This is a genomic window from Streptomyces hoynatensis, from assembly GCF_003626535.1.
Lineage (GTDB): Bacteria > Actinomycetota > Actinomycetes > Streptomycetales > Streptomycetaceae > Streptomyces > Streptomyces hoynatensis.
The window spans coordinates 53,673-78,867 of record NZ_RBAL01000011.1 but is presented as its reverse complement, the minus strand read 5'-3'; the positions used below and the strand labels follow the sequence as shown (position 1 = coordinate 78,867).

Annotated in this window: 17 protein-coding genes; 10 read left to right on the top strand and 7 right to left on the bottom strand. The window is 72.9% G+C overall.

Going from position 1 to position 25,195, the window contains the following annotated elements; translation table 11 throughout:
• Nucleotides 1-58 precede the first annotated feature (58 nt).
• From D7294_RS19315 to D7294_RS19305, 3 genes are all read right to left on the bottom strand, one after another.
• Nucleotides 59-1,267 (bottom strand): PP2C family protein-serine/threonine phosphatase, encoded by a 1,209-nt coding sequence (locus tag D7294_RS19315; RefSeq protein WP_241562482.1) that lies wholly within the window; start codon nt 1,265-1,267, stop codon nt 59-61.
• 112 nt (nt 1,268-1,379) lie between these two features.
• Nucleotides 1,380-3,104, bottom strand: coding sequence for an APC family permease (locus D7294_RS19310; RefSeq protein ID WP_120681442.1), 1,725 nt, complete (start codon nt 3,102-3,104; stop codon nt 1,380-1,382).
• Between the two features lie 304 nt (nt 3,105-3,408).
• Nucleotides 3,409-5,133 (bottom strand): SpoIIE family protein phosphatase, encoded by a 1,725-nt coding sequence (locus D7294_RS19305; RefSeq protein WP_120681440.1) that lies wholly within the window; start codon nt 5,131-5,133, stop codon nt 3,409-3,411.
• Nucleotides 5,134-6,110: 977 nt separating this feature from the next.
• Here D7294_RS19305 and D7294_RS19300 point away from each other — a divergent pair.
• From D7294_RS19300 to D7294_RS19290, 3 genes are read left to right on the top strand one after another with little or no spacing between them, the layout of a single operon-like run.
• Complete coding sequence (locus tag D7294_RS19300) at nt 6,111-6,725, top strand: DUF4956 domain-containing protein (protein WP_120681438.1); 615 nt, start codon at nt 6,111-6,113, stop codon at nt 6,723-6,725.
• Nucleotides 6,722-7,639 (top strand): polyphosphate polymerase domain-containing protein, encoded by a 918-nt coding sequence (locus D7294_RS19295; RefSeq protein WP_120681436.1) that lies wholly within the window; start codon nt 6,722-6,724, stop codon nt 7,637-7,639. The genes D7294_RS19300 and D7294_RS19295 overlap by 4 nt, the downstream gene beginning before the upstream one ends.
• Nucleotides 7,543-9,315 carry a CotH kinase family protein gene (locus D7294_RS19290; protein WP_206619528.1) on the top strand — a complete coding sequence of 591 codons (1,773 nt, stop codon included), beginning with the start codon at nt 7,543-7,545 and terminating at the stop codon, nt 9,313-9,315. Before D7294_RS19295 ends, D7294_RS19290 begins: the two co-directional genes overlap by 97 nt.
• A gap of 100 nt (nt 9,316-9,415) precedes the next feature.
• Here D7294_RS19290 and D7294_RS19285 read toward each other — a convergent pair whose 3' ends face one another.
• The 3 genes from D7294_RS19285 to D7294_RS33300 form a co-directional block, all read right to left on the bottom strand.
• Complete coding sequence (locus tag D7294_RS19285; protein WP_120681434.1) at nt 9,416-11,107, bottom strand: cellulase family glycosylhydrolase; 1,692 nt, start codon at nt 11,105-11,107, stop codon at nt 9,416-9,418.
• 454 nt (nt 11,108-11,561) lie between these two features.
• The gene (locus D7294_RS19280) at nt 11,562-12,110 is read right to left on the bottom strand and encodes a hypothetical protein (protein ID WP_120681432.1); all 549 of its coding nucleotides are present in this window, start codon (nt 12,108-12,110) and stop codon (nt 11,562-11,564) included.
• The gene (locus tag D7294_RS33300; RefSeq protein WP_241562505.1) at nt 12,107-12,499 is read right to left on the bottom strand and encodes a hypothetical protein; all 393 of its coding nucleotides are present in this window, start codon (nt 12,497-12,499) and stop codon (nt 12,107-12,109) included. Before D7294_RS33300 ends, D7294_RS19280 begins: the two co-directional genes overlap by 4 nt.
• Between D7294_RS33300 and D7294_RS19275 the strand changes: the two genes are divergently transcribed.
• Together D7294_RS19275 and D7294_RS19270 are read left to right on the top strand one after the other, a co-directional pair.
• Nucleotides 12,383-13,225 carry a dihydrodipicolinate synthase family protein gene (locus tag D7294_RS19275; RefSeq protein WP_241562501.1) on the top strand — a complete coding sequence of 281 codons (843 nt, stop codon included), beginning with the start codon at nt 12,383-12,385 and terminating at the stop codon, nt 13,223-13,225. The two genes, D7294_RS33300 and D7294_RS19275, sit on opposite strands and share 117 nt — an antisense overlap.
• The gene (locus tag D7294_RS19270) at nt 13,213-14,217 is read left to right on the top strand and encodes a zinc-dependent alcohol dehydrogenase family protein (protein WP_120681428.1); all 1,005 of its coding nucleotides are present in this window, start codon (nt 13,213-13,215) and stop codon (nt 14,215-14,217) included. The genes D7294_RS19275 and D7294_RS19270 overlap by 13 nt, the downstream gene beginning before the upstream one ends.
• A 46-nt stretch (nt 14,218-14,263) precedes the next feature.
• On the opposite strand, the gene nhaA is transcribed toward D7294_RS19270, so the two are convergent.
• On the bottom strand, nt 14,264-16,150 hold the full coding sequence (nhaA, locus tag D7294_RS19265) for a Na+/H+ antiporter NhaA (RefSeq protein WP_241562481.1): 1,887 nt from the start codon (nt 16,148-16,150) through the stop codon (nt 14,264-14,266).
• Nucleotides 16,151-16,378: 228 nt separating this feature from the next.
• On the opposite strand from nhaA, the gene htpG reads away from it, so the two are divergent.
• From htpG to D7294_RS19240, 5 genes are all read left to right on the top strand, one after another.
• Nucleotides 16,379-18,352 carry a molecular chaperone HtpG gene (gene htpG, locus D7294_RS19260; protein WP_120681424.1) on the top strand — a complete coding sequence of 658 codons (1,974 nt, stop codon included), beginning with the start codon at nt 16,379-16,381 and terminating at the stop codon, nt 18,350-18,352.
• 252 nt (nt 18,353-18,604) lie between these two features.
• Nucleotides 18,605-21,016, top strand: a complete 2,412-nt coding sequence (locus tag D7294_RS19255) for an excinuclease ABC subunit UvrA (RefSeq protein WP_120681422.1) — start codon at nt 18,605-18,607, stop codon at nt 21,014-21,016.
• Between the two features lie 204 nt (nt 21,017-21,220).
• Nucleotides 21,221-21,904, top strand: coding sequence for a FadR/GntR family transcriptional regulator (locus D7294_RS19250; protein WP_120681420.1), 684 nt, complete (start codon nt 21,221-21,223; stop codon nt 21,902-21,904).
• A gap of 702 nt (nt 21,905-22,606) precedes the next feature.
• Nucleotides 22,607-24,187 carry a sugar ABC transporter ATP-binding protein gene (locus D7294_RS19245; RefSeq protein WP_120681418.1) on the top strand — a complete coding sequence of 527 codons (1,581 nt, stop codon included), beginning with the start codon at nt 22,607-22,609 and terminating at the stop codon, nt 24,185-24,187.
• The gene (locus D7294_RS19240; protein ID WP_120681416.1) at nt 24,184-25,191 is read left to right on the top strand and encodes an ABC transporter permease; all 1,008 of its coding nucleotides are present in this window, start codon (nt 24,184-24,186) and stop codon (nt 25,189-25,191) included. Before D7294_RS19245 ends, D7294_RS19240 begins: the two co-directional genes overlap by 4 nt.
• The last annotated feature ends 4 nt before the right edge of the window (nt 25,192-25,195 follow it).

Here is a 25,195-nt window from a genome sequence, read left to right as displayed (position 1 = left end):
CCCGGGCCGCCCGGCCGCCGGCCGCCGGGCGGCGCCACCGCCGGGCGGCCCGGCGGGCTCAGGAGGTCTGCGCACCCCGCTCGGGCCGCCATTCGAACAGGACGATCGTCGCATCGTCGGTGAGCCGGTCGTCGTGGTGCGCGAGCAGCGCGTGGATCAGGCGCCGCAGCGTCTCGTACGCGGGCTCGCCCGCCGCGGTGGCGCGGATGATGAACTCGGTGAAGTTCTTCAGGCCGAACCTCTCCCCACTGGACGACCTGGCGTCCGTGACCCCGTCGGTGTACAGCAGCACCCGGTCCCCCGGCCGCAGCGAGAGGCGGTGCACGGCCCTGCGCTGCCCGGTGAGGGCGCCGAAGCCCAGCGGCAGCTCCGGGGCCCGGTCGAAGGCGCCGGGCACCAGGCGCAGCCCCCGGATCAGCAGCGGCACCGGGTGCCCGCAGTTCACCCACTCCAGCTCGCCGGTGGGCAGGTCGAGCTGGACGAAGACGCCGGTGCAGTACCGGGTGGGGAACTCGGCGGCCAGGATCTCGTCGACGGACTCGGCCAGTTCGCCGAGCCCCAGGCCGGAGCGCCTGGCGTTGCGGCCCCCGGCCAGCGCCACCGCGCTGGTCAGCCCGGCCCGCAGGTCGTGCCCCATGGCGTCGAGCACCGTGGCGTGCATCCTGCTGCCCACCAGCGCGTGGTCGAAGCTGTCGCCGCCCATCTCGTAGGCGGGTTCGAGCGCCGCCGTGCACAGCACGTCCCGCGCGTTCAGGGTGCGCGGCGGCAGGAAGGCCCACAGCAGCTCCGCGGACAGGCGCATGGGCGCGCTGCGCTGGAGGCGGGTGTAGTTGTCGCTGTGGGAGCCCTTGGTGAGCACGATCATGGTCAGCAGCGTGGCGAGCGACCGGCAGAACCGCAGCCGGGGCGCGTCGAGCCGGTCGCCGCGCAGCCCGAGGACGCCGACGCGCTCGACGCCGTCCAGCATCGGAATCCACACCCGCAGCCCGGTCGGCTCCGCCTCCGTGGTCTGCACCGAGGAGGTGCGGTAACACCACCCGGCCAGCGTCCCGTCGATCGGCAGCGCAGGCGGTTCCGGCTGGGCCCCGGGCAGGGGCACGAGCCGGTCCTGCTGCACGTCGGCGAGGTAGATCGTCGCCTCGGCCAGGCCCATTCTGGAGGCCGCCTTGGCGGCGAGGAGCGGAACGTCCTCGGGCGCGCCGGCTTCGGCGTCGAACATCAAGGCGTCGAGAGCCCGGTACCCGGCCTGGGCCATCTCCTCGACCACGACTGCACCCTTCCGTGGCGGGGCGCGGGGGTCACGCCCCGCCTCAGTGTGCCCGGTGATCCGCCGCCGGGGACGGACCACCGGGCCGCGCGGCCGCGGCAGCGGGGCCGACTCAGCCGGGTGGCGGCGTGGCGCCCCGGCGCGCCCCCGCCTTCGGCAGCGGCGCGTCCGTCTCGGCCAGGATCTCCCGGACCCGGGAGGCGGGCAGCGCCGAACGCAGCGAGAGCCACATCACCAGGGCGGTCAGCGCGAACGCCGCCACGGCGCCCAGGTTGAAGTCGAGGACGCCGAGGTTGCCCGCGTGCTCCGACTCGGCCGGGTAGTCGCCGAGGTAGCTGAGCAGCGCCAGGCCGGCGAACCACACCAGCAGCCACCAGCCGTGCCGGAACTCCAGCGGGGGAACGCGGCCCCCCGCGGTGCGGTGGTACACCCCCATCAGGACGTAGCCGAGGATGATCGCCAGGAACAGCTTCCAGTTGGTCTCCCAGCCGGTCCAGTAGATGATCAGGTTCGTCGACCACAGCGCCAGGAAGGCGATCACCCACACCCACCGGTCGCCGAGCCGGAAGGGCCGCGGGTGGCCGGGCAGCTGCCTGCGCATGGCGAGGAGCACGATCGGCCCGCAGCCGAACGAGAGCACCGTGCTGTTGGTGACGAACTCCACCAGCTGGCTCCAGCCGGGGAAGGGCAGGAAGAAGAAGCAGCCGATCACGAAGGCGAGCAGCAGGCTCACCCAGGGCACGCCCGTGGCGTTGACCCGGGCCAGCCCGTCGGGGGCGTTGCGGTTGCGGGCCATCGCGTAGGAGATCCGCGCGGTGACCCCCGTGTAGATCAGGCCGGTGTCCCCGGGGGAGATGACGGCGTCGGCGTACAGCAGCCCGGCCAGCCAGACGGCGCCGATGATCCCCGAGACGGCGGCCAGCGGCCCGAAGGCCGCCAGCACGTCACCGCGCGAGCTGAAGTGCTCGCCGACGGCCTGCCAGCCCTCCGCCTCGATCGCGTCCCGCGGGACGGCACCGATGAAGGCCACCTGGAGCAGGATGTAGATGGCGCCGCACAGCAGGACCGAGCCGATCAGGGTCAGCGGAACGTTGCGCTGGGGATTGTCGGTCTCGCCGGCCAGCTCCACGCCCTGCCGGAAGCCGAAGAAGGAGAAGGCGATGCCCGCGCCGGCGACGGCGGAGAAGACGCCCGTGGAGCCGTAGGGCGCGAAGCCGCCCGCCGAGGACAGGTGGAAGTGCGAGGGGTGGAAGCTCAGCACGAAGAAGGTGACTATCACCAGCCCGATCACGGCCAGCTTCCACCACACCAGCACGTTGTTGATGCGGGCGAACCACCGCACGCCGAAGAAGTTGACCGCGACGAAGACCGCCATCAGCAGGACGGACACGCAGGTGCCCGCCGGGGTGAGGACCGGCTCGCCGTCCTCGAGCCGCTGCAGCCAGGACACCCAGTTCGTCGAGTACTGCACGACGGCGAGCACCTCGATGGGCGGCACGGCCGCCGCCGCGATCCAGGTCACCCAGCCCAGCGAGAAGCTGGTGAAGGAGCCGAAGGAGTAGTGCGGGAAGCGCGCCACGCCGCCCGAGTGCGGGAACATCGTCCCCAGCTCGGCGTAGGTCATCCCGATGAAGACGAACATCACGCAGCCGATCGCCCAGGAGATCACCGCCGCGGGCCCGGCCAGCTGGGAGGCGTCCAGCGCGCCGAAGAGCCAGCCGGAGCCGATGATCGAGCCGACCGCGGTGAACAGCAGGCCGACCGTGCCGAAGTCGCGTCTGAGGCCGGTGCCCTCCTCGACCACGGGTTCGCTGGGGTGATTGGTGTCGACTGCCATCCGGCGACCTCCTCCTCGTGGCTGCGGTTTCCGCCCGCGGGCCGGTGCGACCGGGTGGCCAGGCAGGACGTCAGCAGGGTGCTCAACGAGGGGAGCGCGCACGCGTTGCGCCGCACCACCCGACCGCGCCCCGGGCGCCCGGCGCTCGGACGCCGACGCGGGGCGCCTCCCACACGGGGGCGGGCGCGGGTGGCTGCTGCGGCGGCGTCTTTGCATCCGCGGATGTCGTGGCGGTCCTCCTGCCCACTTCGGCGCGGCGTATGACAATTCCCCGCCACGGCCGGGCGGGCGCGGGGCGCCGCCCTCAGCCGGAGTGGGGCAGCCGCAGCGCCAGGACGGCCACGTCGTCCTCGTTGTCGGCGGGGCGGACCCGGCTGAGCATCAGGTCGCAGAAGGCGTCCAGGGGGCGGTGGGCGAGCGACGCCGCGGTCCGGCTCAGCCTGAGGAGTCCCGCGTCCAGGGAGTGGCCGGGGGACTCGATCAGCCCGTCGGTGTAGAAGACGAGCGTCGACCGGGGCGGCAGCGCCAGGGAGGCGTCGGTCCGCCGGGTGGAGATCCCCGTGCCGAGCAGGATGTCGTGCCCGCCGTCGAGGAACTCGACCCGCCCGTCGTGGTGCACCAGCATCGGCGGGGGATGGCCGGCGTTCGTCCAGGTCAGGCACCAGTCGCCGACCTCGGCGCGGCGCTCGAGCCTGGCGAAGATCAAGGTGGCCATCGAGGCGTCGGTCGCGTGCTGCATCGCCTGGTCCAGCCGGTCGACGATCACGCTGGGCGGCTCCTGGGCGGCCCAGGCGTAGGCGCGCAGCATGTTCCGCACCTGCGCCATGCCCGCCGCCGCGTCCAGGTCGTGGCCCACCACGTCGCCGATCGCCAGCGCGGCGACGCCGTCGGGCAGCACGAAGGCGTCGTACCAGTCGCCGCCGACCTGGGAGGCCTCGGGGGAGGGCAGGTAGCGCACGGTCATCTGCACGCCGGGGACCCCGGGCAGCCGCGGCAGGAGGTGGCGCTGCATGGTCTCGGCGATCCGGCGCTGCCGCTGGAAGAGGCGGGCGTTGTCCAGGGCGAGCCCGGCCCGGCGGGCGATGTCGTTGAGCAGGGACAGGTCCCTCGTGCGGAACTCCTCGGGCCGTGTGGAACGCCCCAGCGTCAGGGCGCCGATCACCTCACGCAGGCCGCGGATCGGCGCGATCGCGGCCGAGTGCATGCCCGTGGCCCGGAACAGCTCGCGCTGCGCGACGGCGATCCCGGAGTCGGGCGACCGCTCGTAGTCCGACGGGCTCGCCACCGTGGAGGCCGCCCCGCGCAGCGCCCGCGGCAGCGGCAGCGGGGACTCCTCGGGCACCGGCGGCATCGGGCCCTCCAGCTCGGTCAGGTGCACCAGGTGCCCCTCCTGGTGCCCCACCACGGAGGCGCGCTGCACCTCGCCGCCCTCGTTGATCAGGTCCACCACGACCCAGTCGGCCAGCCGCGGCACGACGAGCTGTTCCAGCCGCTGCACCGTCTCGTCGATGACCAGGGTCGAGGTCAGCAGCGTGGTGGTCTCCGCCAGCAGGGCCAGCCGGTCCAGCTCGGACCGCGGGGCCGAGGTGCCGCTCTCCTGCCACTGCGCCCCGTCCAGGGGCGTCGACTCGTGGAAGAGGACCATCGCGCCCGTCCTGCCCGCCCCGGCGCGGCACGGGGTGACCAGCCAGGACATCGGCAGCGGCGAGCCGTCGCCGCGCTCGAACCACCCCTGACCGCGTCCGGTCGAGGCCCCGAGGAACGACTGCATCATCGCGCACTGGGCGCGTGGGATCGTCTGGCCGCGCGCGTCGCGGTGCAGCAGCTCGTGCGCGTCCTGGCCGAGGAGCTCGTCCGCCGTCCGCGCGAGCAGCTTCTCGGCCGCGGAATTCACCTGGATGATCCGGCCCCGGTCGTCCACCAGGTACATGCCCGCGTCGACGAGGTCGGGGAGCGGCGGCGGGGACTCGGCACCGGCCCCGGGCTCGCCGGCGGCCCCGGACCCGGCCCCGGCCTCGTGTTCCACCATTCCCGAGCCTCCTCCGCTCAGTCTGCTTCCTGCCCACCGTGCGCTGCACACCTTCCCACGTTGCGGGCCCGGGGGAACGGCGGGACCCCGGCCGAGGCGGGATGGCGGGGCACCATCGGAGGGCGTACCCGCATTCTCCCCTTCTTCTCGCCGGGGCGGGCGCGGGCCGCGCTGCGGGCGGCACGGGAGGGAGCCGCGGAAGGCGGGGCGCATGCGGCCGGCCCTCGCCGGCGCTCCCGGGCGGAAAGCCCGGGCGGAGCACCCGGGGGAGGGGAGCCGGGGAGGGGCCCGCGGGCGGGCCACGGGCGCGGGCCGGGGACGAGAGCGGAGGTGCGGTCCCCGGCGGTGGGCCCGTGCTGGCGCTCCCTGGCGGGGCCGGCGGCCTGCCGCGCTCCTCGGCACGCCTGGCGCCGGCTCGGCCCGGCAGCATCGGCTCGGCAGGGCGCCGGGATCGCGCCGGGGCCGGAAAACGGCCTGACGCCGGCCCCCGGGTTTGCTCCACGACCCGGGAACCGGCGTCTTCTTGCCCGCGGCCCCTGGCTCTCGCCAGGACTCCAACATACCGGAAAACTTCCGGTAATACCTAGGGGCGTGCGGTTCAAGTCAGCGCCGAATACCGGTCGTTGACGGACCCACAGGGCGTGGGCATCCCGAGGGTGAGCAGTGGTGATGGCCAACGGTCACCCCTCGTCGCCGTGTGGAAGCAGGCCGAAAATTCTCGATAACTCTCGCGGGCCCGCGGCCGGTCAGGGCGCCGGGCAGGCCGCGGCCCCACCCTCTGAGCTGCCCGGACGCGCGGCGGCCCGCGCGCGCCCCGAGCCGATGCGCCGCCCGGCGGGCACCGGGTTTCGCGCCGGGGCGATTCGTCCGGAAGTGGGTGGCGGGGGCCGTGGGGCGACGCCTACCTTGCGTGTAACCGCTCGGCCACTTCTCGTTCACCTTGCGGATGGACCCCACACGTCCCGGAAGGATGCGACATGGCCCAACTGGCCCTCCTCGCGGGCGACATCACCGCCATGAGCCTGCTCGTGTTCGGCCTCTACTTCCCGCGCCACCGCCGCCGGGACCTGGTCGTCGCCTACCTCGGCGTCAACGCGGGCGTGGTCGCGGTCGCCACCTCCCTCAGCGGCGCGGGCACCGGAGCCGGACTCGGCCTCGGCATGGCCCTGTTCGGCGTCCTGTCGATCATCAGGCTGCGCTCCACGGAACTCGACCAGCACGAGGTCGCCTACTACTTCTCCGCGCTCGCCCTCGGCATCCTCGGCGCGCTGGACACCGCCCACACCGGGCGCTCCCTCGGGCTGATGGCCCTGATCCTCGCGGTCCTCTTCGTCGGCGACCACCCCTGGCTGCTGCGCAGCCACCGGCGGCAGGTGATGGTCCTGGACAGCGCCATGCCCGACCACGCCGCCCTCGTCGCCTACCTGGAAAGCATTCTCGACGCCCGGGTGCACTCCGTCTCGGTGCAGCGGGTCGACCTCGTCAACGACACCACCCTCGTCGACGTCCGCTACCGCGGCCCGCACGGCAGGCCCAAGGCCGCGCCTCGCCCCGCCGCCTCGGCCACCCCCACGGTGGCGGTGCGGCCATGACCACCGCCCTCACCGGCACCCCCCTCGGCGCACTCGCCCCGATCGGCCTGGACGAACTCCTCGACCGCGCGCTCCTGCTGACCCGCGTCGACCGCAAGTACCTCGTCCCGCTGGGCACCCTGCGCGCCCTGCTCGGCCACCTCCCGCCGGGTACCCGCGTCCTGGAGATCGACGGCGCCCGCGACTTCGCCTACACCTCGCTCTACTTCGACACCCCCGACCTGGTCAGCTACCTCCTGACCGCCCGGCGGCGCCGCCGCAGGTTCAAGATCCGCACCCGGCTCTACGAGGAGTCGGGGGAGTGCTGGCTCGAGGTCAAGACCCGCGGGCCGCGCGGCAGCACCGTCAAGCACCGCCTCCCCCACGACCCCGCACACTTCGGCGCGCTCGCCCCCGGGCGCCACTTCGCCGACGCCGTGCTGGCAGAACAGGGCGTCGCGGAGGCACCGCGGCTCCCGCTCGCCCCGACGCTCTCCACCAGGTACCGCCGCACCACCCTCTACCTCCAGGACACGGGCAGCCGCGCCACCATCGACACCGAGCTCACCTGGGACGACGGCGGTAAGGCTCTGCGCCTGCCCGGCCTGGCGGTGGTGGAGACCAAGACCGGCTCCGCCGCCTCCCCCGTCGACCGGCTCCTGTGGCGCGGCGGGTTCCGGCCCGTACGCATCTCCAAGTACGGCACCGGCCTCGCCGCGCTGCGCCCGCACCTGCCCGCCACGGCCTGGCGCCGCACCCTGCGCCGCGACCTGCTGCCGGGCGCCGTCCACACCGCGCCGGTCCTCCACGACCTCCTGAAGAATCGAGGTGCCCACCCGTGCGCAGGGAAAGCAGCACGTTCCGGAAACCCCCAGGAAGCAGGGCGCGCAACAGAGTCCTGGTCCACCTGCTCGCCGCGCTCGCCGTCCTCCTGACCGGCATCGCGGGCGCCGAGGCCGCCCCGACCGCCCACGCCACCCCCGCCGGCGCCGCCACCCAGGCCGGCCCCGCGGCCACCCGCGCGGCGGGCGCCGGGCCCGCCGGACGCCAGGCCGCCGCCGACGCCCGGGCGGCCGAGGACGCGGCCGAGGACCTGACCGGCGACATCACCTTCTCGGCGCCGAGCGGCACCTTCCAGGGCGAGCTCTCGGTGACCCTCGGCAGCACCGTCGCCGGCGCCGAGATCCGCTACACCACCGACGGGCAACTCCCCACCGCAAGCTCCCTCTTGTACACCGGCGCCCTCCGCCTCACCGCCACGACCCAGCTGCGCGCCCGGCCCTTCTCGGGCGGCGCGCCCGCCGGGGAACCCGGCACCGCGCTCTACGTCGCCCGCTCCTTCGACGCCACCGGCGACCTGCCGCTCATGGTCATGGACGCCTACGGCGCCGGGAAGCCCGGCCGCGAGTACGCCGACGTGGCCACCCTGCTGACCGACCCCCAGGGCGGCACGGCCTCCCTGTCCGCCACGCCCACGGTCGCCACCAGGGCCGGCTTCCACCTCCACGGCCAGTCCTCCGCCACCTTCGCCAAGACCCCCTACCGGCTGGAACTGTGGGACAACGAGGACGACGACGCCGACTACCCCATGGCCGGGATGCCCGCCGACTCCGACTGGGTGCTGCGCGGGCCGTTCTCCGACAAGTCCCTCATCCGCGACGCCCTCGTCTACAGCCTCGGGCGTGACATGGGCATGGCGGCGCCCCGCTTCTCCTTCGTCGAGCTCTACCTCAACCTGGACGGCGGGCCGCTGGCCTCGGCCGACTACCAGGGCGTCTACATGCTCGTCGAGACCATCAAGAATTCCTCCGACCGCCTCGACCTGCACCAGCTGGAGGAGAGCGACGTCTCCCTCCCGGAGATATCCGGCGGCTACATCTTCGAGTTCGAGTGGCTGGCCGCCGAGGAGCCCACCCTCACCTGCACCGGCGCCGCCGCGACCTGCTGGCAGTACCTCGAGGTCTCCGACCCCTCACCGCTCAACACCCAGCAGCGCGCCTGGCTGACCCAGTACGTCCAGCAATTCCACGACGCCCTGCACGGGCAAAACCCCTCCGACCCCCAGACCGGTTACCCCGCCTACATCGACGTCGACTCCTTCGCGGACCAGATCATCCTCAACGAGCTGAGCCGCAACATGGACGCCTACGTCCGCAGCACCTACTTCTACAAGGACCGGGACGAGAAGATCGTCGCCGGGCCCCTGTGGGACTACGACCTCACCTTCGGCACCGGCGGATACTTCCAGAACCAGCAGATCCAGGGCTGGCAGTTCGAACAGACCAGGCAGCCGGTCGGCGACGACTGGTACCTGCGCCTCATGAACGACCCGGCCTTCGTCCAGCGGCTCGACGCCCGCTGGCGGGACCTGCGCCAGGGCCTGCTGTCCGACGCGAGCCTCGGCGAGCGGATCGACGCCCTCACCGCCCCGCTCACCGCCGCGGCCCAGCGCAACTTCCAGAAGTGGCCCAACCTCTCCGACCTCTTCGTCGGGCCCTTCCTCACCCCCACCGCCGCCACCTGGCAGGGCCAGGTCCAGTACCTGCGGGACTGGCTCACCCAGCGCGCCGCCTGGCTCGACTCCTCCGGCTGGCAGCCGAGCGCCGGCTGAGACGCCGCGGGCCGGCGGACCGGGAACCCCGGCCCACCGGCCCGCGAAATCACGCCCCCGCCTCAGGCGGGTCCGCAGGACATGCGGGGCGCGCGGTGCCTCACAGCGTGGTGCAGGCGCCGCCGCCGAGGGTGAAGGCCGTCGGCGCCGTGTTGGCGGAGCCGCGCTCGGCCGTGAAGCCGAGGGTGACCGAGCCGCCCGCCGGGATCGTCGCCGTGTACGAGGCCGGGGTGACGCTCACCGCGCCGCCGCTCTGCGTGGGGGTGCCGCCCCACATCTGGGAGATGCGCTGGCCGTCGGCGAAGGTGAAGCCGAGGGTCCAGTTGCTCAGCGCCGAGGTGCCGGTGTTGTGGATGACGATCTCGCCCTGGAAGCCGCTGCCCCAGTCGCCCACCACCGTGTAGTCCACCCCGCAGGAGGCCGCGGGCGCGCTCGACGTGGTGACCGCGACCGTGCCGGAGCGCGGGGACCTGTTGCCGGCCGCGTCCCTGGCGTAGACGGCGAAGGTGTAGGAGGTCTCGGGCGCGAGGCCGGAGACCGTCACCGAGGTCCCCGAGGTGGTGGCGGCCGAGGTCTCCGTGCCGCCGTCGACCCGCACCACCTCGTAACGGGTGACGCCCACGTTGTCGGTGGCCGCCGTCCACGACAGGGTCACCGAGGTGCCGGTCACCGCGCTCGACCGCGGGGTGCCCGGCGCGGTGGGCGCCTCCTCGTCGCCCGGATTGCCCGAGCCGCCGAAGATGGTGGCCTCCTCGGACGTCTCCAGGATGCCGTTGGCCCCGTAGAAGATCCGCTCACCCCAGGAGGTCATCTGGGCGGGGTCGAAGTTGAGCACCAGGTCGAGGATCGGGTCGCTGTTGCCGCTCCAGGACCAGGCCAGGTACCCCAGGTCGAGCTCCTCTGCGGCGGCCATCATGGTGTCCTCGTCCGGGTCGCCGTACTGGTCGGCCGGCCCGCCGAACTCGCCGATGACCAGGGGAAGGCCGGCGTCGACGAAGGCGTGCAGGTAGTCGGTGATCTCCTGCGCCGTGTCGTAGACGCTGTACATGTGGATCGAGAAGAGCAGGTTGCCGGTGGGGTCGGCCTGGTAGACGGTCTGCGCGTTGGTGCGCATGACGTTCTGCCAGTCCTGGCCCCAGTTGGGGGCGTCCACCATGATCGTGTGCTGGAAGCCGGCGTCGCGCAGCTTCTGGATCGCGGAGACGGTCGGCTGGGTCCAGCCCTCCGGGTTGGTGTTGCCCCAGGGCTCGTTGCCGATGTTGATGATGACGTAGTCCTCCTGGCCTTCGAGGACGTCCTTGAGGCCGATCCAGTAGTCGGCCGCCTCGTCCAGCGTGCCGGCCGCCGAGTCCTCCCCGTAGCCGGTGGTGTCGTGCACCTCCAGCACGCAGATGAGCCGGTTGGCCTTGCACTGGTCGACGATGTTCGCCACGTCCTCGGCGCCGTTCTCGGCCCAGCGGTGGCCGTCGGCGAGGACGACGCGGACGGTGTTCGCGCCCAGCGCCTTGATGTCGGCGAACGACTGGGTCTCGCCCTGGTACCAGGTGTGCGCGTGGTTGATGCCGCGCATCACGAAGTCGTTGCCGTTGCTTTCCAGCAGACGGCCGTCGCTGATGTGCAGGCCGACGGCGGCCGTCTGCACGGGGGAGGCCTGCGCGGCCTGGCCGAGGCCGAGCAGGGCCCCGAGGGTGGCGAGGACGGCGAGCAGGGCGGTGACGGCCCGCCGTTTCGGTAGGGAGCGGACGGAATCGGCGGACACGGGGTCGGCAGACCCCACGAACTCGGTGGTCATGGCGGCTCCAGGGGTGCGGTGATGTTACTTACTCAGCCGAACGAACTTGGGAGCGCTCCCATAAACCCATTGTGTTGCAGACACGTCAAGAGGTGCGGCAGCAGTTGGCGAGCGCCCGCACGGCGCCGCTGCCGCGGGGCGGGGGCGGGGCGCGGGCGCGGGAGCGGGCCGGGGCGACGCGGCGTCAACTCGGCCGAGCGCGCGGGGCGTTGCCGTACGGATGCGCGGCAGGGCGGTCCCCTCTCGCCGGCCCCGGCCGGGCCCAGTGGAACCGCCGAAGGCACCTCGCCGCGGAGCCGTGTCGTCGATGGCGCCTGTCTTCCCCGGGCATCCCCGCGCCGCGCGGGCCGGGCGCCTGCCCCGGGCCCGCGCGGGGAGGTCCCGTCCGCGGGCGATGCGGCCCGGCCTGGACCGGGCGGGAGTGCCGGGTCATGTCATCGCGCGAGCCGCGCTCTCAGCAGCCCTGGCTCCGCTTCAGGCCCCCCAGGAAATCCGCTGTGAAATCCTCGATCAGTCCCCGCTTTTCCTCAGACGTGCCGTCCGGTTCGGCAAAGGACTGCACATTGACCGTCAGGGCCCCGCCCTCGCCTTGGGCCGGACAGGGCATCAGCACCAGTGCTGCGCGGGGCCCGAGCACGGCGGTGTAGCCGTCAATGGTGGTCTCGATGGGTGAGGAGAGCCCGTAGGCGCCAGGGCCGAGTTGGGAGGACGCAACGATATCCGTTGTCACGGAAGAGGCCGTCACATCGACGGCGAGGGTCTCTTCACCATCCACTTCGACGCGGCAGACGAAGACGAGAGGCACAGGCGTATCGACATCCGGCTGCCGCTGGCGCAGGTCATCTCCCTCGGGAAGAAGCGGCTCAACGTGCTGCGCGGAAACCGGAACATCGCACACATCGTGCGGAACCGCGTACGACGCCTTCCCGCCCCGAAACGAGAAATAGCCGACGATGCCTCCTATGGTGGCCATCGCGGCAAGGAGGTAAGCGATCCGCTTCACGAGCGATGTCCCCTCAGTTCCTCGGCGTCATCGTGTCCGGCTCTCGCGCCCAACTGGATCTCCTGAGCCACATCAGTGGGCCACTGTCCGGCATCCGCGTCACCGTAGCGTGGAGGCGCGGGGTTCGACTGGAGCCATTGCCTTGTCATTTCGGCGAGATATTCGTTCTCCGTGCCGTAGTACTCTGCCGTGTAGTCTTCCATCCTTTGGTCAATGACTCTGCTTTCGTGCTCGAGCCAGCTGCTGATCGCCTGGTCGACCGCGGTCTGAAGATGCTCTCCCACGACCGGGATGTCGCCGATGAGATAGCCTCCGTACTTATAGACATTGGCGCCAAACCATGTCGGGCTCTCCCTGTCCGTCTCGAGACGTGCAGTGCCACCGATCACGCGCACCCTGGCCCCGACGAGCTGCCGCGCTACTACGCCGCCGTCTGCGCGGCGGCCGGGCCGGCCGAGGTGCTGGCCTACGTCTTCCCCGAGCGCACCGGGGTGGCGGTGCCGCCCGCGGGGGTGGCCGCCCTGGCGGCGGAGACCGGCATCGCCGGGGTGAAGCTCAGCGGCGAGCCCGCGGGGCGCGTCGCCGCGTACGTGGGGGCCTGCCCGGAGGACTTCGCCGTGTTCTCCGGCGACGATGCCGACCTGGCCGGCGTGCTGTCCGCGGGCGGCGCCGGCGTGGTGTCCGGCTGCTCCGGTGCCTTCCCCGAGGCGTTCGGCGCGCTCGCCGCCGCGCTGGCGCGGGACCCGGCGGGCGAGGGGAGCCGGGCCCTGGCCGCGCGGCGGGAGGCGGCCGCGGTGGTCGCGGCCGTCGGACCCGGCATCGGGCACCTGAAGTACGCTCTGCGGGTTCGTGGCCTGGCCACGGACGCCGCCAGGATGGCGGTGCGGCCGCCAGACGCGGCGGCGCGTACCCGCGCCGACCGGCTGGCCGCCGCCTACGGGCCCCTCGGCCCCGGCCACGCCGGCCGGCCGCCGGGGCCCGCGGCGGCGCCCGCGGCGGGGCCGCGGAGTCAAGCACGAGGACCGGAGCGGAAACCGGGACGGGAAGCGGACAGTGCGCCGGGGACCGTGCCGGGGAACGCGCCGGGGAAAGAAGAGGAACGATGCGCGCGTTGATCGTCGACAGGCCCGGGGTGCTCAGGGCCGGAGAGGTGCCGGACCCGACGCCAGGACACGGAGAGGTGATCGTGGAGGTGGACGCCTGCGGCATCTGCGGCACCGACCTGCACATTCTCGACGGCGAGTTCCCGCCCGCCCCCTACCCGCTGGTCCCCGGGCACGAGTTCGCCGGCCGCGTGGCCGCCCTCGGCCCCGGCGCCGGCACCGGCCTCGAAGTGGGGCAGCGGGTCGCCGTCGACCCCTCCCTGTTCTGCGGCCACTGCGCGGCCTGCCGGGCCGGGCGCGGCAACCTCTGCGAGTTCTGGGGCGCCACCGGGGACACCGTCGACGGCGCGTTCGCCGAGTACGTGGCGGTGCCCGCGGCCAACGCCCACCCGCTGCCCGACCACCTCTCCAGCGCGGCCGGGGCCATGGTCGAGCCGCTGTCCTGCGCGGTGCACGGCGTGCGGCGCCTCGGCCCCGTCCTCGGCGAGACGGTCCTGCTGGTCGGCGCCGGCACGATGGGGCTCCTGCTGCAGCAGCTGCTGCTCGCCGCGGGCGCGCGCCGGCTCGTCGTCGTGGACCGCAACGCAGAACGGCTCGCCGTCGCCGCGCGGCTCGGCGCCACGGCCACCGCCACCTCCGTCGGCGAGCTCGACGGGGAGCGCTTCGACGCCGCCGTCGACGTCACGGGGGTGCCCGCCGCGATCGAGGACGCGCTCTCCGCGGTGCGGCGCGGCGGCCGGCTGCTGATCTTCGGCGTGGCCGCCGCCGAGGCCAGGATCGCGGTGTCGCCCTTCCGGATCTACAACGACGAGATCACCGTGATCGGCTCGATGGCGGTGCTGCACAGCTACGCCGCCGCCCTCGACCTGGCGGCCTCGGGGCAGGTCGAGCTCGACCCGCTGGTCACCGCCTCCTTCGGCCTCGACGACCACGCGGCGGCCTTCCGCGCGGTGCGCACCGGAGCGGGCGTGAAGACCCAGATCACCCCGCGGGCCGCCGCCTGAGCCGGCCCCGGGCGCCCGGCCCCGCCGTCACGGCCGGGGCCGGGCCTCAGCGGGTCAGCAGGGCACGCTCCCGGGCCGCGCGGACGGCGGCGGACAGCCCCGCGATGTCGTAGGCGCCCTGGTGGCGCCTGCCGTTGACGAAGAAGGTCGGGGTGCCCGAGACGCCGCTCAGGTCGGCCGACTCCACGTCCTCGGCCACCCGCCGCGCCCCGGCCCGCCCCTCCAGGTCGCGGCGGAACCGCTCGACGTCCAGGCCAAGCCGGCGGGCGTACCCGAGCAGGTCCGCGGTCCGCAGCGCCCCCTGATGCGCGAACAGCAGGTCGTGCATCTCCCAGAACGCCCCCTGCCGCGCCGCCGCCACCGCCGCCTCGGCCGCCGACTGCGCGTGCGGGTGCACGTCGGTCAGCGGCAGGTGCCGCCACACGTAGCGCAGGTCCCCGACGTCGCCGAGCAGCCGGCGCACCACCGGCTCCGCCTGCCCGCAGTAGGGGCACTCGAAGTCCCCGTACTCCACGAGCGTGACCAGGGCGTCCGCCGGGCCGCGCACGTGGTCGCGCTCCGGATCGACCGGCTCCGCCAGGTCCACGATCCCCTCCGCGGTGCCGAACAGCGCCCGCATCCGCAGGCCCCGCGGCAGCAGCCCAAGGCCCCGGGTGACGGCGAGGGCGGTGACGGCCGAGCCGAGGACGGTCGCGATGATGCCGACCTTCGCCTGCTCCAGCCGCGCGCCGCTCAGCGCCAGGGTGGCGATCAGCAGGGACACGGTGAAGCCGACCCCGGCCATCGACCCCGAGGCCAGCACCGAGCCCCAGCCGACCGGCGGGCGCAGCCGCCCCCGGCTCAGCCGCGTGGTGAGCCAGGACGCCCCCAGGACGCCGAGCGGCTTGCCCACCAGATAGCCGAGCAGGATGCCGTAGGTGACCGGGGAGGAGAACGCCCCGGCCAGCGTGCCGCCGCCCAGCTCCACCCCGGCGTTGGCCAGCGCGAACAGCGGTACCACGACATAGCTCGACCACGGGTGGAACATCCGCTGCAGCCGCACGTTCGGCGAGAGCGCCGAGGCGATCCCGCTGCGCACCGAGCGCTCGAACTCCGCCGTCGGCTGCTCGCGGAACAGCCGGAAGAGCGCCGTGGCCCGCTCCAGGTCACCGCGCGCGGCCGGATAGGCGTAGGTGAGCAGGCCCATCGCCAGGCCCACGACGATCGGGTCCACGCCCGACTTCTCGAACGCCACCCAGGCCGCCGCGGCGAGCACCGCGTACACCGCGCCCCGGCGGATGCCGGCCGCGCGGACCAGCAGCACCGCGGCGAAGATGCCCAGGCCCGTCAGCAGGGCGGGGAGGCTGAGCTCCTCGCTGTAGACGACCGCGATGACCGCCAGGGCCACGAAGTCGTCGACGACCGTCGCGGTCAGCAGGAAGGTCCGCAGGCTCCGGGGGAAGCGGGCGCCGAACAGCGCCAGCATGCCCAGCGCGAACGCGGTGTCGGTGGACATCGCCACGCCCCAGCCGTGCGCCGAGGAGTCCCCCGCGTTCAGGCCGAGGAAGATCCCCACCGGCACCAGCGTCCCCGCGAGCCCCGCCGCCAGCAGCGGCACCACCCGCCGCCGCTCCCGCAGCTCGCCCATGTCCAGCTCGCGCCGCGTCTCCAGGCCGACGACGAAGAAGAACAGCGTCATCAGCCCGCTGTTGACCCAGCCGCGCAGGTCGAGCGACAGGCCGGCGTCCCCCACGTCGATCGACAGCTCGGTGCCCCAGAACTCCGCGTACGTCCCCGGGCCGATGTTGATCCAGATCACCGAGGCCAGGGCCGCCACCAGCAGCACGACGGCGCCGCCGGTCTCCGTCCTGAGGAACAGCCGCAGCGGCGCCGCGCTCTCCTGCTCGTCCGTGGTCTGCCCCGCCGAGGGCCCGGAAGTCGCCGAATCGCTCACCCGCCAATTCTCGCCAACCGCTCCCGCGGCACGGGCGGCGCCACCCGGTGCCGTCGCGCCGCCGGTCGCAGCCCGGCCGGCCGAGGCCAGCGGCGGTGCCTGCCCACCCCGTACCATCAGCAGGCAAACGTACCTGGGGGCCGCGGCCCCGCCGGCCCGGCCGACCGCCGGGCGGGGCGGGCGCCCGCACCCCCGTCACCCGGTGACACAGGTAGGGATCAACGAACCATGCCGACCGAAACGTTCGAGTTCCAGGTGGAAGCGCGCCAGCTTCTGCAGATGATGATCCACTCGATCTACTCGAACAAGGACGTGTTCCTGCGCGAGCTCATCTCCAACGCCTCGGACGCCCTGGACAAGCTCCGCATCGAGGCGCTGCGCGACGACTCGCTCGGGGCCGACGTCTCCGATCTCCACATCGCCATCGAGGCCGACAAGGACGCCAGGACGCTGACCGTACGGGACAACGGGATCGGGATGTCCCGCGAGGAGGTGGTGCAGCTCATCGGCACCATCGCCAAGTCGGGCACCGCGGAGTTCCTCGCCAAGCTGCGCGAGGCCGGCGACGCCGCCACCGCCGGGGACCTCATCGGCCAGTTCGGCGTCGGCTTCTACTCGGCGTTCATGGTCGCCGACGAGGTCACCCTGCTCACCCGGCGCGCCGGCGAGAGCCAGGGCACCCGCTGGTCCTCCGGCGGCGAGGGCACGTACACCCTCGACACGGTCGAGGACGCCCCCCAGGGCACCGCCGTCACCCTGCGGCTGAAGCCGGCGGACGCCGAGGACCAGCTCTTCGACTACACCTCGCCCTGGAAGATCAGGGAGATCGTCAAGCGCTACTCCGACTTCATCACCTGGCCCATCCGCATGGCCACGGCCGAGCCAGGGGCGGCCGGGCAGGAGGCCGCGGAGAAGGGCGAGGACGCGAAGGACGGCGCGGCCGGCGAGGACGGCCCGGCCGCCGCGCCTGAGCCGAAGCAGGAGACCCTCAACTCGCAGAAGGCCCTGTGGGCGCGCCCCAGGTCCGAGGTGAGCGCCGAGGAGTACCACGAGCTGTACAAGCACCTCAGCCACGACTGGGCCGACCCGCTGGAGACGATCCACGTCCACGCCGAGGGCACCTTCGAGTACCAGGCCCTGCTGTACGTCCCCTCGCACGCGCCGCGCGACCTCTTCGGACAGGGCGCGAAGCACGGCGTCCAGCTGTACGTGAAGCGGGTCCTCATCATGGAGGAGTGCGAGGCGCTGGTGCCCGAGTACCTGCGCTTCGTCAAGGGCGTCGTGGACGCGCAGGACCTCTCGCTCAACGTCTCCCGCGAGATCCTGCAGCAGGACCGGCAGATCCGGCTGATGCGCAGGCGCCTGTCGAAGAAGACCCTCTCCACCCTCAAGGACCTGCGCACCGGCCGCCCCGAGGACTACGCCACGTTCTGGCGGGAGTTCGGCCGGGTCCTCAAGGAGGGCCTGCTGAGCGACCCGGACAACCGGGACGCGATCCTCGACGTCGCCACCTTCGCCAGCACCCACGACGCCGAACAGCCCACCACCCTGGCGCAGTACGTGGAGCGCATGAAGGAGGGGCAGCGGGACATCTACTACCTGACCGGCGAGTCCCGCGCCTCCGTCGAGAACTCCCCGCACCTGGAGGCGTTCCGCGACAAGGGCTTCGAGGTGCTGATCCTCACCGACCCCGTCGACGAGCTGTGGGTCGAGGCCGTGCCCGACTACCAGGGCAAGCAGCTGCGCTCCGTCGCCAAGGGCGAGGCCGACCTCGCCACCGAGGAGGAGGGCGAGGAGGCCAAGGCCGAACGCGAGCAGCGCGACAAGGACTACGCCGGCCTGCTCGCGTGGATGGGCGAGAGGCTGAAGGAGGAGGTCAGGGAGGTGCGGCTGTCCTCGCGGCTGACCGTCTCCCCGGCCTGCGTGGTCTCCGACGTCGGCGACGTCACCCCCGCCCTGCGCGAGATGTACCGCGCCATGGGGCAGGAGGTCCCCGCCGGCAAGCGCATCCTGGAGCTCAACCCGGGCCACGCCCTGATCGAGGGCCTGCGCGCGGCACACGAGCAGCGCCCGGACGACCCCGGCCTCGGCGAGCTCGCCGAACTGATCCACGGGCTCGCCCTGCTCGCCGAGGGCGGCAGGCCGGGCGACCCGGCCCGCTTCACCAAGCTGGTGGCGAGCCGCCTGAAAAGCAGCCTGTGATCCCACGCGTCCCGGGGCCTGCCGCAGGCCGCCCCGGGACGCGCCCGCCGAGCCGCCCGGGGCCCGGCCGCCCCGGGCCCCGGCGTGATGCGCCCGGGCGTGCGCCCGGCCCCGCCGGGCCGGCGACCGCACCGGTCAGGAATCGAGAAGCCCCCCGACCGCCCCGCGGCTAACGTGTCCCCGGGGGAGGCACCCGGCACGCCCCGGGGCCCCCGGCTCCCCCCGCCCCCCCCGAACAAGGACACGGAGAGCATGGACACCGACCCGGCCTCGCCTGCGCACCCCGCCGACAGCCACGACCTGATCCGCGTCCACGGCGCGCGCGAGAACAACCTCAAGGACGTCAGCGTCGACATCCCGAAGCGCCGGCTGACGGTGTTCACCGGGGTCTCCGGATCGGGCAAGAGCTCGCTGGTCTTCGGCACCATCGCCGCCGAGTCCCAGCGGATGATCAACGAGACCTACAGCGCCTTCGTGCAGGGCTTCATGCCCACGCCCTCGCGGCCCGAGGTGGACGTCCTCGAAGGGCTCACGACCGCCATCATCGTGGACCAGGAGCGGATGGGCGCCAACCCCCGCTCCACGGTCGGCACCGCCACCGACGCCCACGCGCTGCTGCGCGTCCTGTTCAGCCGGCTCGGGAAGCCGTACATCGGCCCGCCCCACGCGTTCTCCTTCAACGTCGCCTCGGTGCGGGCCGGCGGCGCGATCACCGTCGAGCGCGGCGACCAGAAGACGGTGCGGCAGTCCTTCACCCGCACCGGCGGCATGTGCGCGCGCTGCGAGGGCCGCGGCACCGTCTCCGACATGGACCTCACCCAGCTCTTCGACGCCTCCAAGTCCCTGGCCGAGGGCGCGATCACCGTCCCCAGCTACAAGGGCGACGGCTGGATGGTGCGGCTCTACAGCGGCTCCGGCTTCCTCGACCCGGACAAGCCGATCCGCGACTACACCGACACCGAGCTGCACGACTTCCTCCACCGCGAGCCGACCAAGGTGAAGATCAACGGCGTCAACCTCACCTACGAGGGCCTGATCCCGCGGGTGCGGAAGTCGTTCCTCGCCAAGGACCCCGAGGCCATGCAGCCGCACATCCGGGCCTTCGTGGAGCGGGCGGTCACCTTCACCGCCTGCCCCGACTGCGAGGGCACCCGGCTCAGCGCGGCGGCCCGGTCCTCGCGGATCGCCGGCATCAACATCGCCGAGGCCTGCGCCATGCAGATCAGCGACCTGGCGGAGTGGGTGCGCGGCCTCGGCGAGCCCTCGGTGGCGCCGCTGCTCACCACCCTCCAGCACACCCTCGACTCCTTCGTGGAGATCGGCCTCGGCTACCTCTCCCTCGACCGGCCCTCGGGCACCCTGTCCGGGGGAGAGGCGCAGCGCACGAAGCTCATCCGCCACCTCGGCTCGGCGCTCACCGACGTCACCTACGTCTTCGACGAGCCCACCATCGGCCTGCACCCCCACGACATCCAGCGGATGAACGACCTGCTGCTGCGGCTGCGGGACAAGGGCAACACGGTGCTCGTCGTGGAGCACAAGCCGGAGACCATAGCCATCGCCGACCACGTCGTCGACCTGGGCCCCGGCGCCGGCACGGCGGGCGGCACCGTCTGCTTCGAGGGCACCGTCGCGGGGCTGCGGGCCGCCGGCACGCTCACCGGCCGCCACCTCGACGACCGGGCCACCCTGAAGAAGACGGTGCGCAAGCCCACCGGCACCCTCCCCGTCCGCGGCGCCCGCGCGAACAACCTGCACGACGTCGACGTCGACATCCCGCTCGGCGTGCTCGTCGCCGTCACCGGCGTCGCCGGCTCCGGCAAGAGCTCGCTCGTGCACGGCTCCCTCACCGGCCCGTCCGCGCCCGCCGACGTGGACGTCGTGGCGATCGACCAGGGCGCGATCCGCGGCTCGCGGCGCAGCAACCCGGCGACGTACACCGGGCTGCTCGACCCGATCCGCAAGGCGTTCGCGAAGGCCAACGGCGTCAAGCCGGCCCTGTTCAGCGCCAATTCCGAGGGGGCCTGCCCCCACTGCAACGGCGCGGGCGTCGTCTACACCGACCTGGCGATGATGGCCGGGATCGCCCTCACCTGCGAGGAGTGCGAGGGCAGGCGATACCAGGCCTCGGTGCTCGAACACCGTCTCGGCGGCCGCGACATCAGCGAGGTGCTCGCGATGTCGGTGACCGAGGCGGAGGAGTTCTTCGCCGCCGGCCAGGCGCGCACCCCCGCGGCGCACGCCATCCTCACCCGGCTCGCCGACGTCGGGCTCGGCTACCTCAGCCTCGGCCAGCCGCTCACCACCCTCTCCGGCGGCGAGCGGCAGCGGCTGAAGCTGGCCAACCTGCCCCAGCCCACCTCCACGGCCGCGGGAAAGGGCCGCCGGGCCGTCTACGTGCTCGACGAGCCGACCACGGGACTGCACCTGGCCGACATCGAGCAGTTGCTCGGCCTGCTGGACCGGCTCGTCGACTCGGGCAGGTCGATCATCGTCGTCGAGCACCACCAGGCCGTCATGGCACACGCCGACTGGATCATCGACCTCGGCCCAGGCGCGGGCCACGACGGGGGCCGGATCGTCTTCGAGGGCACCCCCGCCGACCTCGTCGCCGCCCGCTCCACCCTCACCGGCGAGCACCTCGCGGCCTACGTCGGCGCCTGATCCAGCCCGTGCGCCGGCCGCGTGCCGGCCCGGGGGCCGCGCCCCTTCCGCGACGGAGACTTCCGGCCAGGACCTCGCCCCGGGGTCGGCCCACCGGCGCGGGCGCCCGGAGAGATCCGATGTATGGTGCCCTCGTCGCCGAGAGCGGGCACCGCCTGCCGGGCCGCACCCTCGGGGGCCGTGCGCGGAAGGGAGCGGGAGCGGATGTCGGTGACCGACGACGCCATCGAGGCGATCAAGCAGATGATCGTGGACGGCGAGCTGCGGCCGGGCGACCGGCTGCCCCGCGAACCGGACCTGGCCGAGCGCCTCGGCCTCTCCCGCAGCTCGCTGCGCGAGGCGGTGCGGGCGCTGTCGCTCATCCACGTGCTCGACGTGCGGCGCGGCGACGGGACCTATGTGACCAGCCTGGAGCCCTCGTTGCTGATGGACGCGATGAGCTTCGTCGTGGACTTCCACCGCGACGACACCGTGCTCCAGCTGCTGGAGGCGAGGCGCGTCATCGAGCCCGCCGCGACCGAGATGGCGGCCGTGAAGATGCCGATGGCGGACATCGAGGGGCTGGGGGAACTGCTCGACTCGCTCGGCGAGGCCCCCTCGGTGGAGGAACTGGTCGAGAACGACATCGAGTTCCACCGGCGTATCGCCCTGGGCTCGGGCAACGCCGTGCTGGCCTCGCTGGTGGAGACCCTCTCCGGCCGGACCCAGCGCGCCAGGACCTGGCGCGGCCTCACCCAGGAGGGGGTCGTGGAACGCACGCTCGGCGAGCACCGCGCCATCCTCGCCGCCCTCGGCCGGCGGCAGGCCGGGATCGCCGCCGCCCTGGCCACCGTGCACGTGGCCGGGGTCGAGCAGTGGCTCAGGGACACCCTCGTCGACAAGCGCTGAGGGCGGCGCGCGGCCGCCGCCCGCCGCGGCCGGCGCCCTGCGGGGCCCGCGGGCCCGGCGTGAACGGCCGGGCCCCCTGCGGTTTTTCGCGTGCCGTGCGGGAGACGCGAGGGATGTGGGGGATGCGGAGGATGGGAAAAGCGCGAAAGAAATATCGGGAAGCGGAGCCGGGTGACGGGAGTCTTGACGCCGATACGTCGGATGTCTAGGGTGCCGTGATGCAGTCCACCTGAGGAGTGTGCCCGTGGCCCGCTTCGTTGACATGCGCATGTATCGTTCCCCCTCCCCACCTCGCGGACGCCGAACCACCCCCTGAAGGCCCCCGGGCCACGGACTGCCTGCCCGGCCGAGCCGCCCGCCGGAAGGCCGTCGCCCCCTCCCCACCCCACCGCCGCACGCCCGCCGGCGTGCGCCCCCAGGGCCCCCGCGCACCCACGGGAGCCTTCGCGCCCCGCACCCGAGCAACCCGCGCACGCGGCGAGCCACGCCCCAGCGGCCGCCCGGAGATCACACAGCGACCCGAGGAAGTGATCCCGCCATGACGACGGAGCACGCCCGTCCCGCCCCCGCGTGTTCCCGGGAGGCCCCCTCCCGGGCGCGGCCCCTCCTCTCCCGCCCCCCCGCCCGGGCCATCTCCCGCCCACCCACCCCGCCCATCTGCCTCCCTCCCGCCCAGCCCGGCAATCGCCAGGAGCCCGCGCGATGACCGCTGCGGGGGACGCGGCGCGGGCGCTGCTCGACGTCGAGGGCGTGGACAAGAGCTTCCCCGGGGTCCGCGCCCTGCACGGCATGCGCCTCGACCTGCGCCACGGCGAGGTGCTGGCACTCGTCGGGGAGAACGGCGCCGGCAAGTCCACCCTCATGAAGCTGCTGTCCGGCATCCACACCGCCGACTCCGGGACCTTCCGGCTGAACGGCGCGCCCTACCACCCCACAAGCCCCCGGCACGCCCTCGAACTCGGCATCAGCATCATCCACCAGGAGTTCAACCTGGTTCCCGACCTGACCGTCGCCCAGAACATCTACATCGGCCGCGAACCGCGCCGCGCCCGGCTGCTGCTCGACGACCGCCGGCTGCGGGCCGACGCCGCGGAACTGCTCGACCGGCTGCACCTGCCGCTCGACCCCAGGGCGGTGGTCGGCGAACTCACCGTCGCGCACCAGCAGATGGTGGAGATCGCCAAGGCGCTCTCCTACCGGCCGCGCGTCCTGATCATGGACGAGCCCACGGCCGCGCTGAACGACGCGGAGGTCGCCACCCTCCACGAGCTGATCCGGCGATTCGTGCGGCCGGACACCGGCGTCATCTACATCTCCCACCGGATGGCCGAAATCAAGCGGATCGCCGACCGGGTGACCGTCATCCGCGACGGCGAGTACGTGGCCACCAGGGAGGTGGCCGGGGCCGAAACCCCCGAGATCATCGCGCTGATGGTCGGCCGCGCCATCCGCTCCGGGGCGCGGCCCGAAGGCGTCCGCGAAGGCCGCGAGGTGGTGCTCGACGTCCAGGGCCTCAGCACCAAGGCGCTGCTCACCGACGTCTCCTTCGACCTCAGGCGCGGCGAGATCCTGGGCTTCGCCGGGCTGATGGGAGCCGGGCGCACCGAGGTCGCCCGGGCGCTGGTGGGCGCCGACCCGAGCCGCGCCGGCCGCATCACCCTGCGCGGCAAGGAGGTGCGCATCGGCAACCCCGCCGACGCGGCCCGCCTCGGCATCGGCTACCTGAGCGAGGACCGCAAGCGCTTCGGGCTGCTGCTGGAACAGGACGTCAAGGCCAACGTGGCGCTCAGCGCGCTGCGCGACCGCTTCACCAGGGCCGGCTTCGTCCGCGACGGCGCGCTGCGCGCCCAGGCGGAGCGGGTCGCCGGCACGCTGCGCATCAAGACGCCCTCCGTCCACCAGACGGCCAAGCACCTCTCGGGGGGCAACCAGCAGAAGGTCGTCATCGCCAAGTGGCTCGTGAAGGACTGCGACATCCTCATCTTCGACGAACCCACCCGCGGCATCGACGTGGGCGCCAAGGAGGAGATCTACCAGCTGCTCAACCAGCTGGCGGCGCAAGGCAAGTCGATCATCATGATCTCCTCCGAACTGCCGGAGATCCTGCGTCTCTCGCACCGCGTGGTGGTGATGAGCGAGGGACGCGTGACCCGCGTGCTGGAAGCCGGGGAAGCCACCCAGGAGAACATCATGCACTACGCGACGCTTCGCCCCGACGAGAATCCCGCCGACGCGGCCGAACTCGGCCTGCCCGCCGGGGAAGAGAAGGCAGGGCGGCCATGACGGTGCTCAAGAGCGAGGCGGACCGGCGCCGGCCGTGGTGGGAGGGCGTGACCCTGGCCGCCCTGCGCAGCCGGCTCCAGCAACTCCTCGCCTTCGCCAGCCTGATCGTCATCTACACCTTCTTCGCCTTCGCCAGCCCCTACTTCTTCACCTACGACAACTTCATCTCGATCCTCTACTCGACCGTGGTGATCGGCACCCTCGCGGTCGGCACCACCTTCGTCATCATCTCCGCCGGAATCGACCTGTCCATCGGCACGGGCATGGCGCTGTGCGCGGTGATGTCCGGCGTCTTCATCGTCAACGCCGGGCTGCCGCCGGCGCTCGGGGTGCCGCTGACGGTCCTCTTCGGCGGGTTCATGGGACTGGTCAACGGGATCAACGTGGCGGTGCTGCGGGTGCCGCCGTTCATCGCGACGCTCGCGATGATGCTCGTGGCCGAGGGGCTCGCCCTCGTCGTCTCCGACAGCACGCCCATCTACTTCAACGACGTGTCCGGATACACCGGCATCTCCACCGGGCACCTCGTCCCCGGCCTCGACATCCCCAACGCGGTCCTCGTGCTCCTGGCGGTCTCGGCCCTTTCCGGGCTCCTGCTCACCAAGACCGTCCTCGGCCGCTACACGTACTCCATCGGCAGCAACGAGGAGGCCACCGCGCTCTCCGGCGTGAACGTGCGCCGCTGGAAGATCGCGATCTACGCCTTCGCCGGGCTGTTCATCGGCCTGGCCGGCGTGCTGATCTCGGCGCGGCTCGGCTCCGCCCAGCCCGCCACCGGCATGGGGTACGAACTCCAGGCCATCGCGGCCGTCGTCATCGGCGGGACCTCGCTGTCGGGAGGAAAGGGCTCCATCGTCGGCACCCTGATCGGGGCGCTGATCATCTCCGTGCTCAACAACGGCCTCCAGATCATGTCGATCCCGCAGGAATGGCAGAACGTCATTCTCGGCTGCGTGATCCTCGTCGCCGTCTACGCCGACCGCGTCCGCAGGGGCGAGCCGTGACCGG

Excerpts from the sequence above, each read along its gene's own strand:
- D7294_RS19310 (WP_120681442.1), bottom strand. The coding sequence starts at position 3,104 with ATGGCAGTCGACACCAATCACCCCAGCGAACCCGTGGTCGAGGAGGGC.
- D7294_RS19305 (WP_120681440.1), bottom strand. The coding sequence starts at position 5,133 with ATGGTGGAACACGAGGCCGGGGCCGGGTCCGGGGCCGCCGGCGAGCCC.
- D7294_RS19300 (WP_120681438.1), top strand. The coding sequence starts at position 6,111 with ATGGCCCAACTGGCCCTCCTCGCGGGCGACATCACCGCCATGAGCCTG.
- D7294_RS19295 (WP_120681436.1), top strand. The coding sequence starts at position 6,722 with ATGACCACCGCCCTCACCGGCACCCCCCTCGGCGCACTCGCCCCGATC.
- D7294_RS19285 (WP_120681434.1), bottom strand. The coding sequence starts at position 11,107 with ATGACCACCGAGTTCGTGGGGTCTGCCGACCCCGTGTCCGCCGATTCC.
- D7294_RS19275 (WP_241562501.1), top strand. The coding sequence starts at position 12,383 with ATGCTCTCCCACGACCGGGATGTCGCCGATGAGATAGCCTCCGTACTT.
- D7294_RS19270 (WP_120681428.1), top strand. The coding sequence starts at position 13,213 with ATGCGCGCGTTGATCGTCGACAGGCCCGGGGTGCTCAGGGCCGGAGAG.
- htpG (WP_120681424.1), top strand. The coding sequence starts at position 16,379 with ATGCCGACCGAAACGTTCGAGTTCCAGGTGGAAGCGCGCCAGCTTCTG.
- D7294_RS19255 (WP_120681422.1), top strand. The coding sequence starts at position 18,605 with ATGGACACCGACCCGGCCTCGCCTGCGCACCCCGCCGACAGCCACGAC.
- D7294_RS19250 (WP_120681420.1), top strand. The coding sequence starts at position 21,221 with ATGTCGGTGACCGACGACGCCATCGAGGCGATCAAGCAGATGATCGTG.
- D7294_RS19245 (WP_120681418.1), top strand. The coding sequence starts at position 22,607 with ATGACCGCTGCGGGGGACGCGGCGCGGGCGCTGCTCGACGTCGAGGGC.
- D7294_RS19240 (WP_120681416.1), top strand. The coding sequence starts at position 24,184 with ATGACGGTGCTCAAGAGCGAGGCGGACCGGCGCCGGCCGTGGTGGGAG.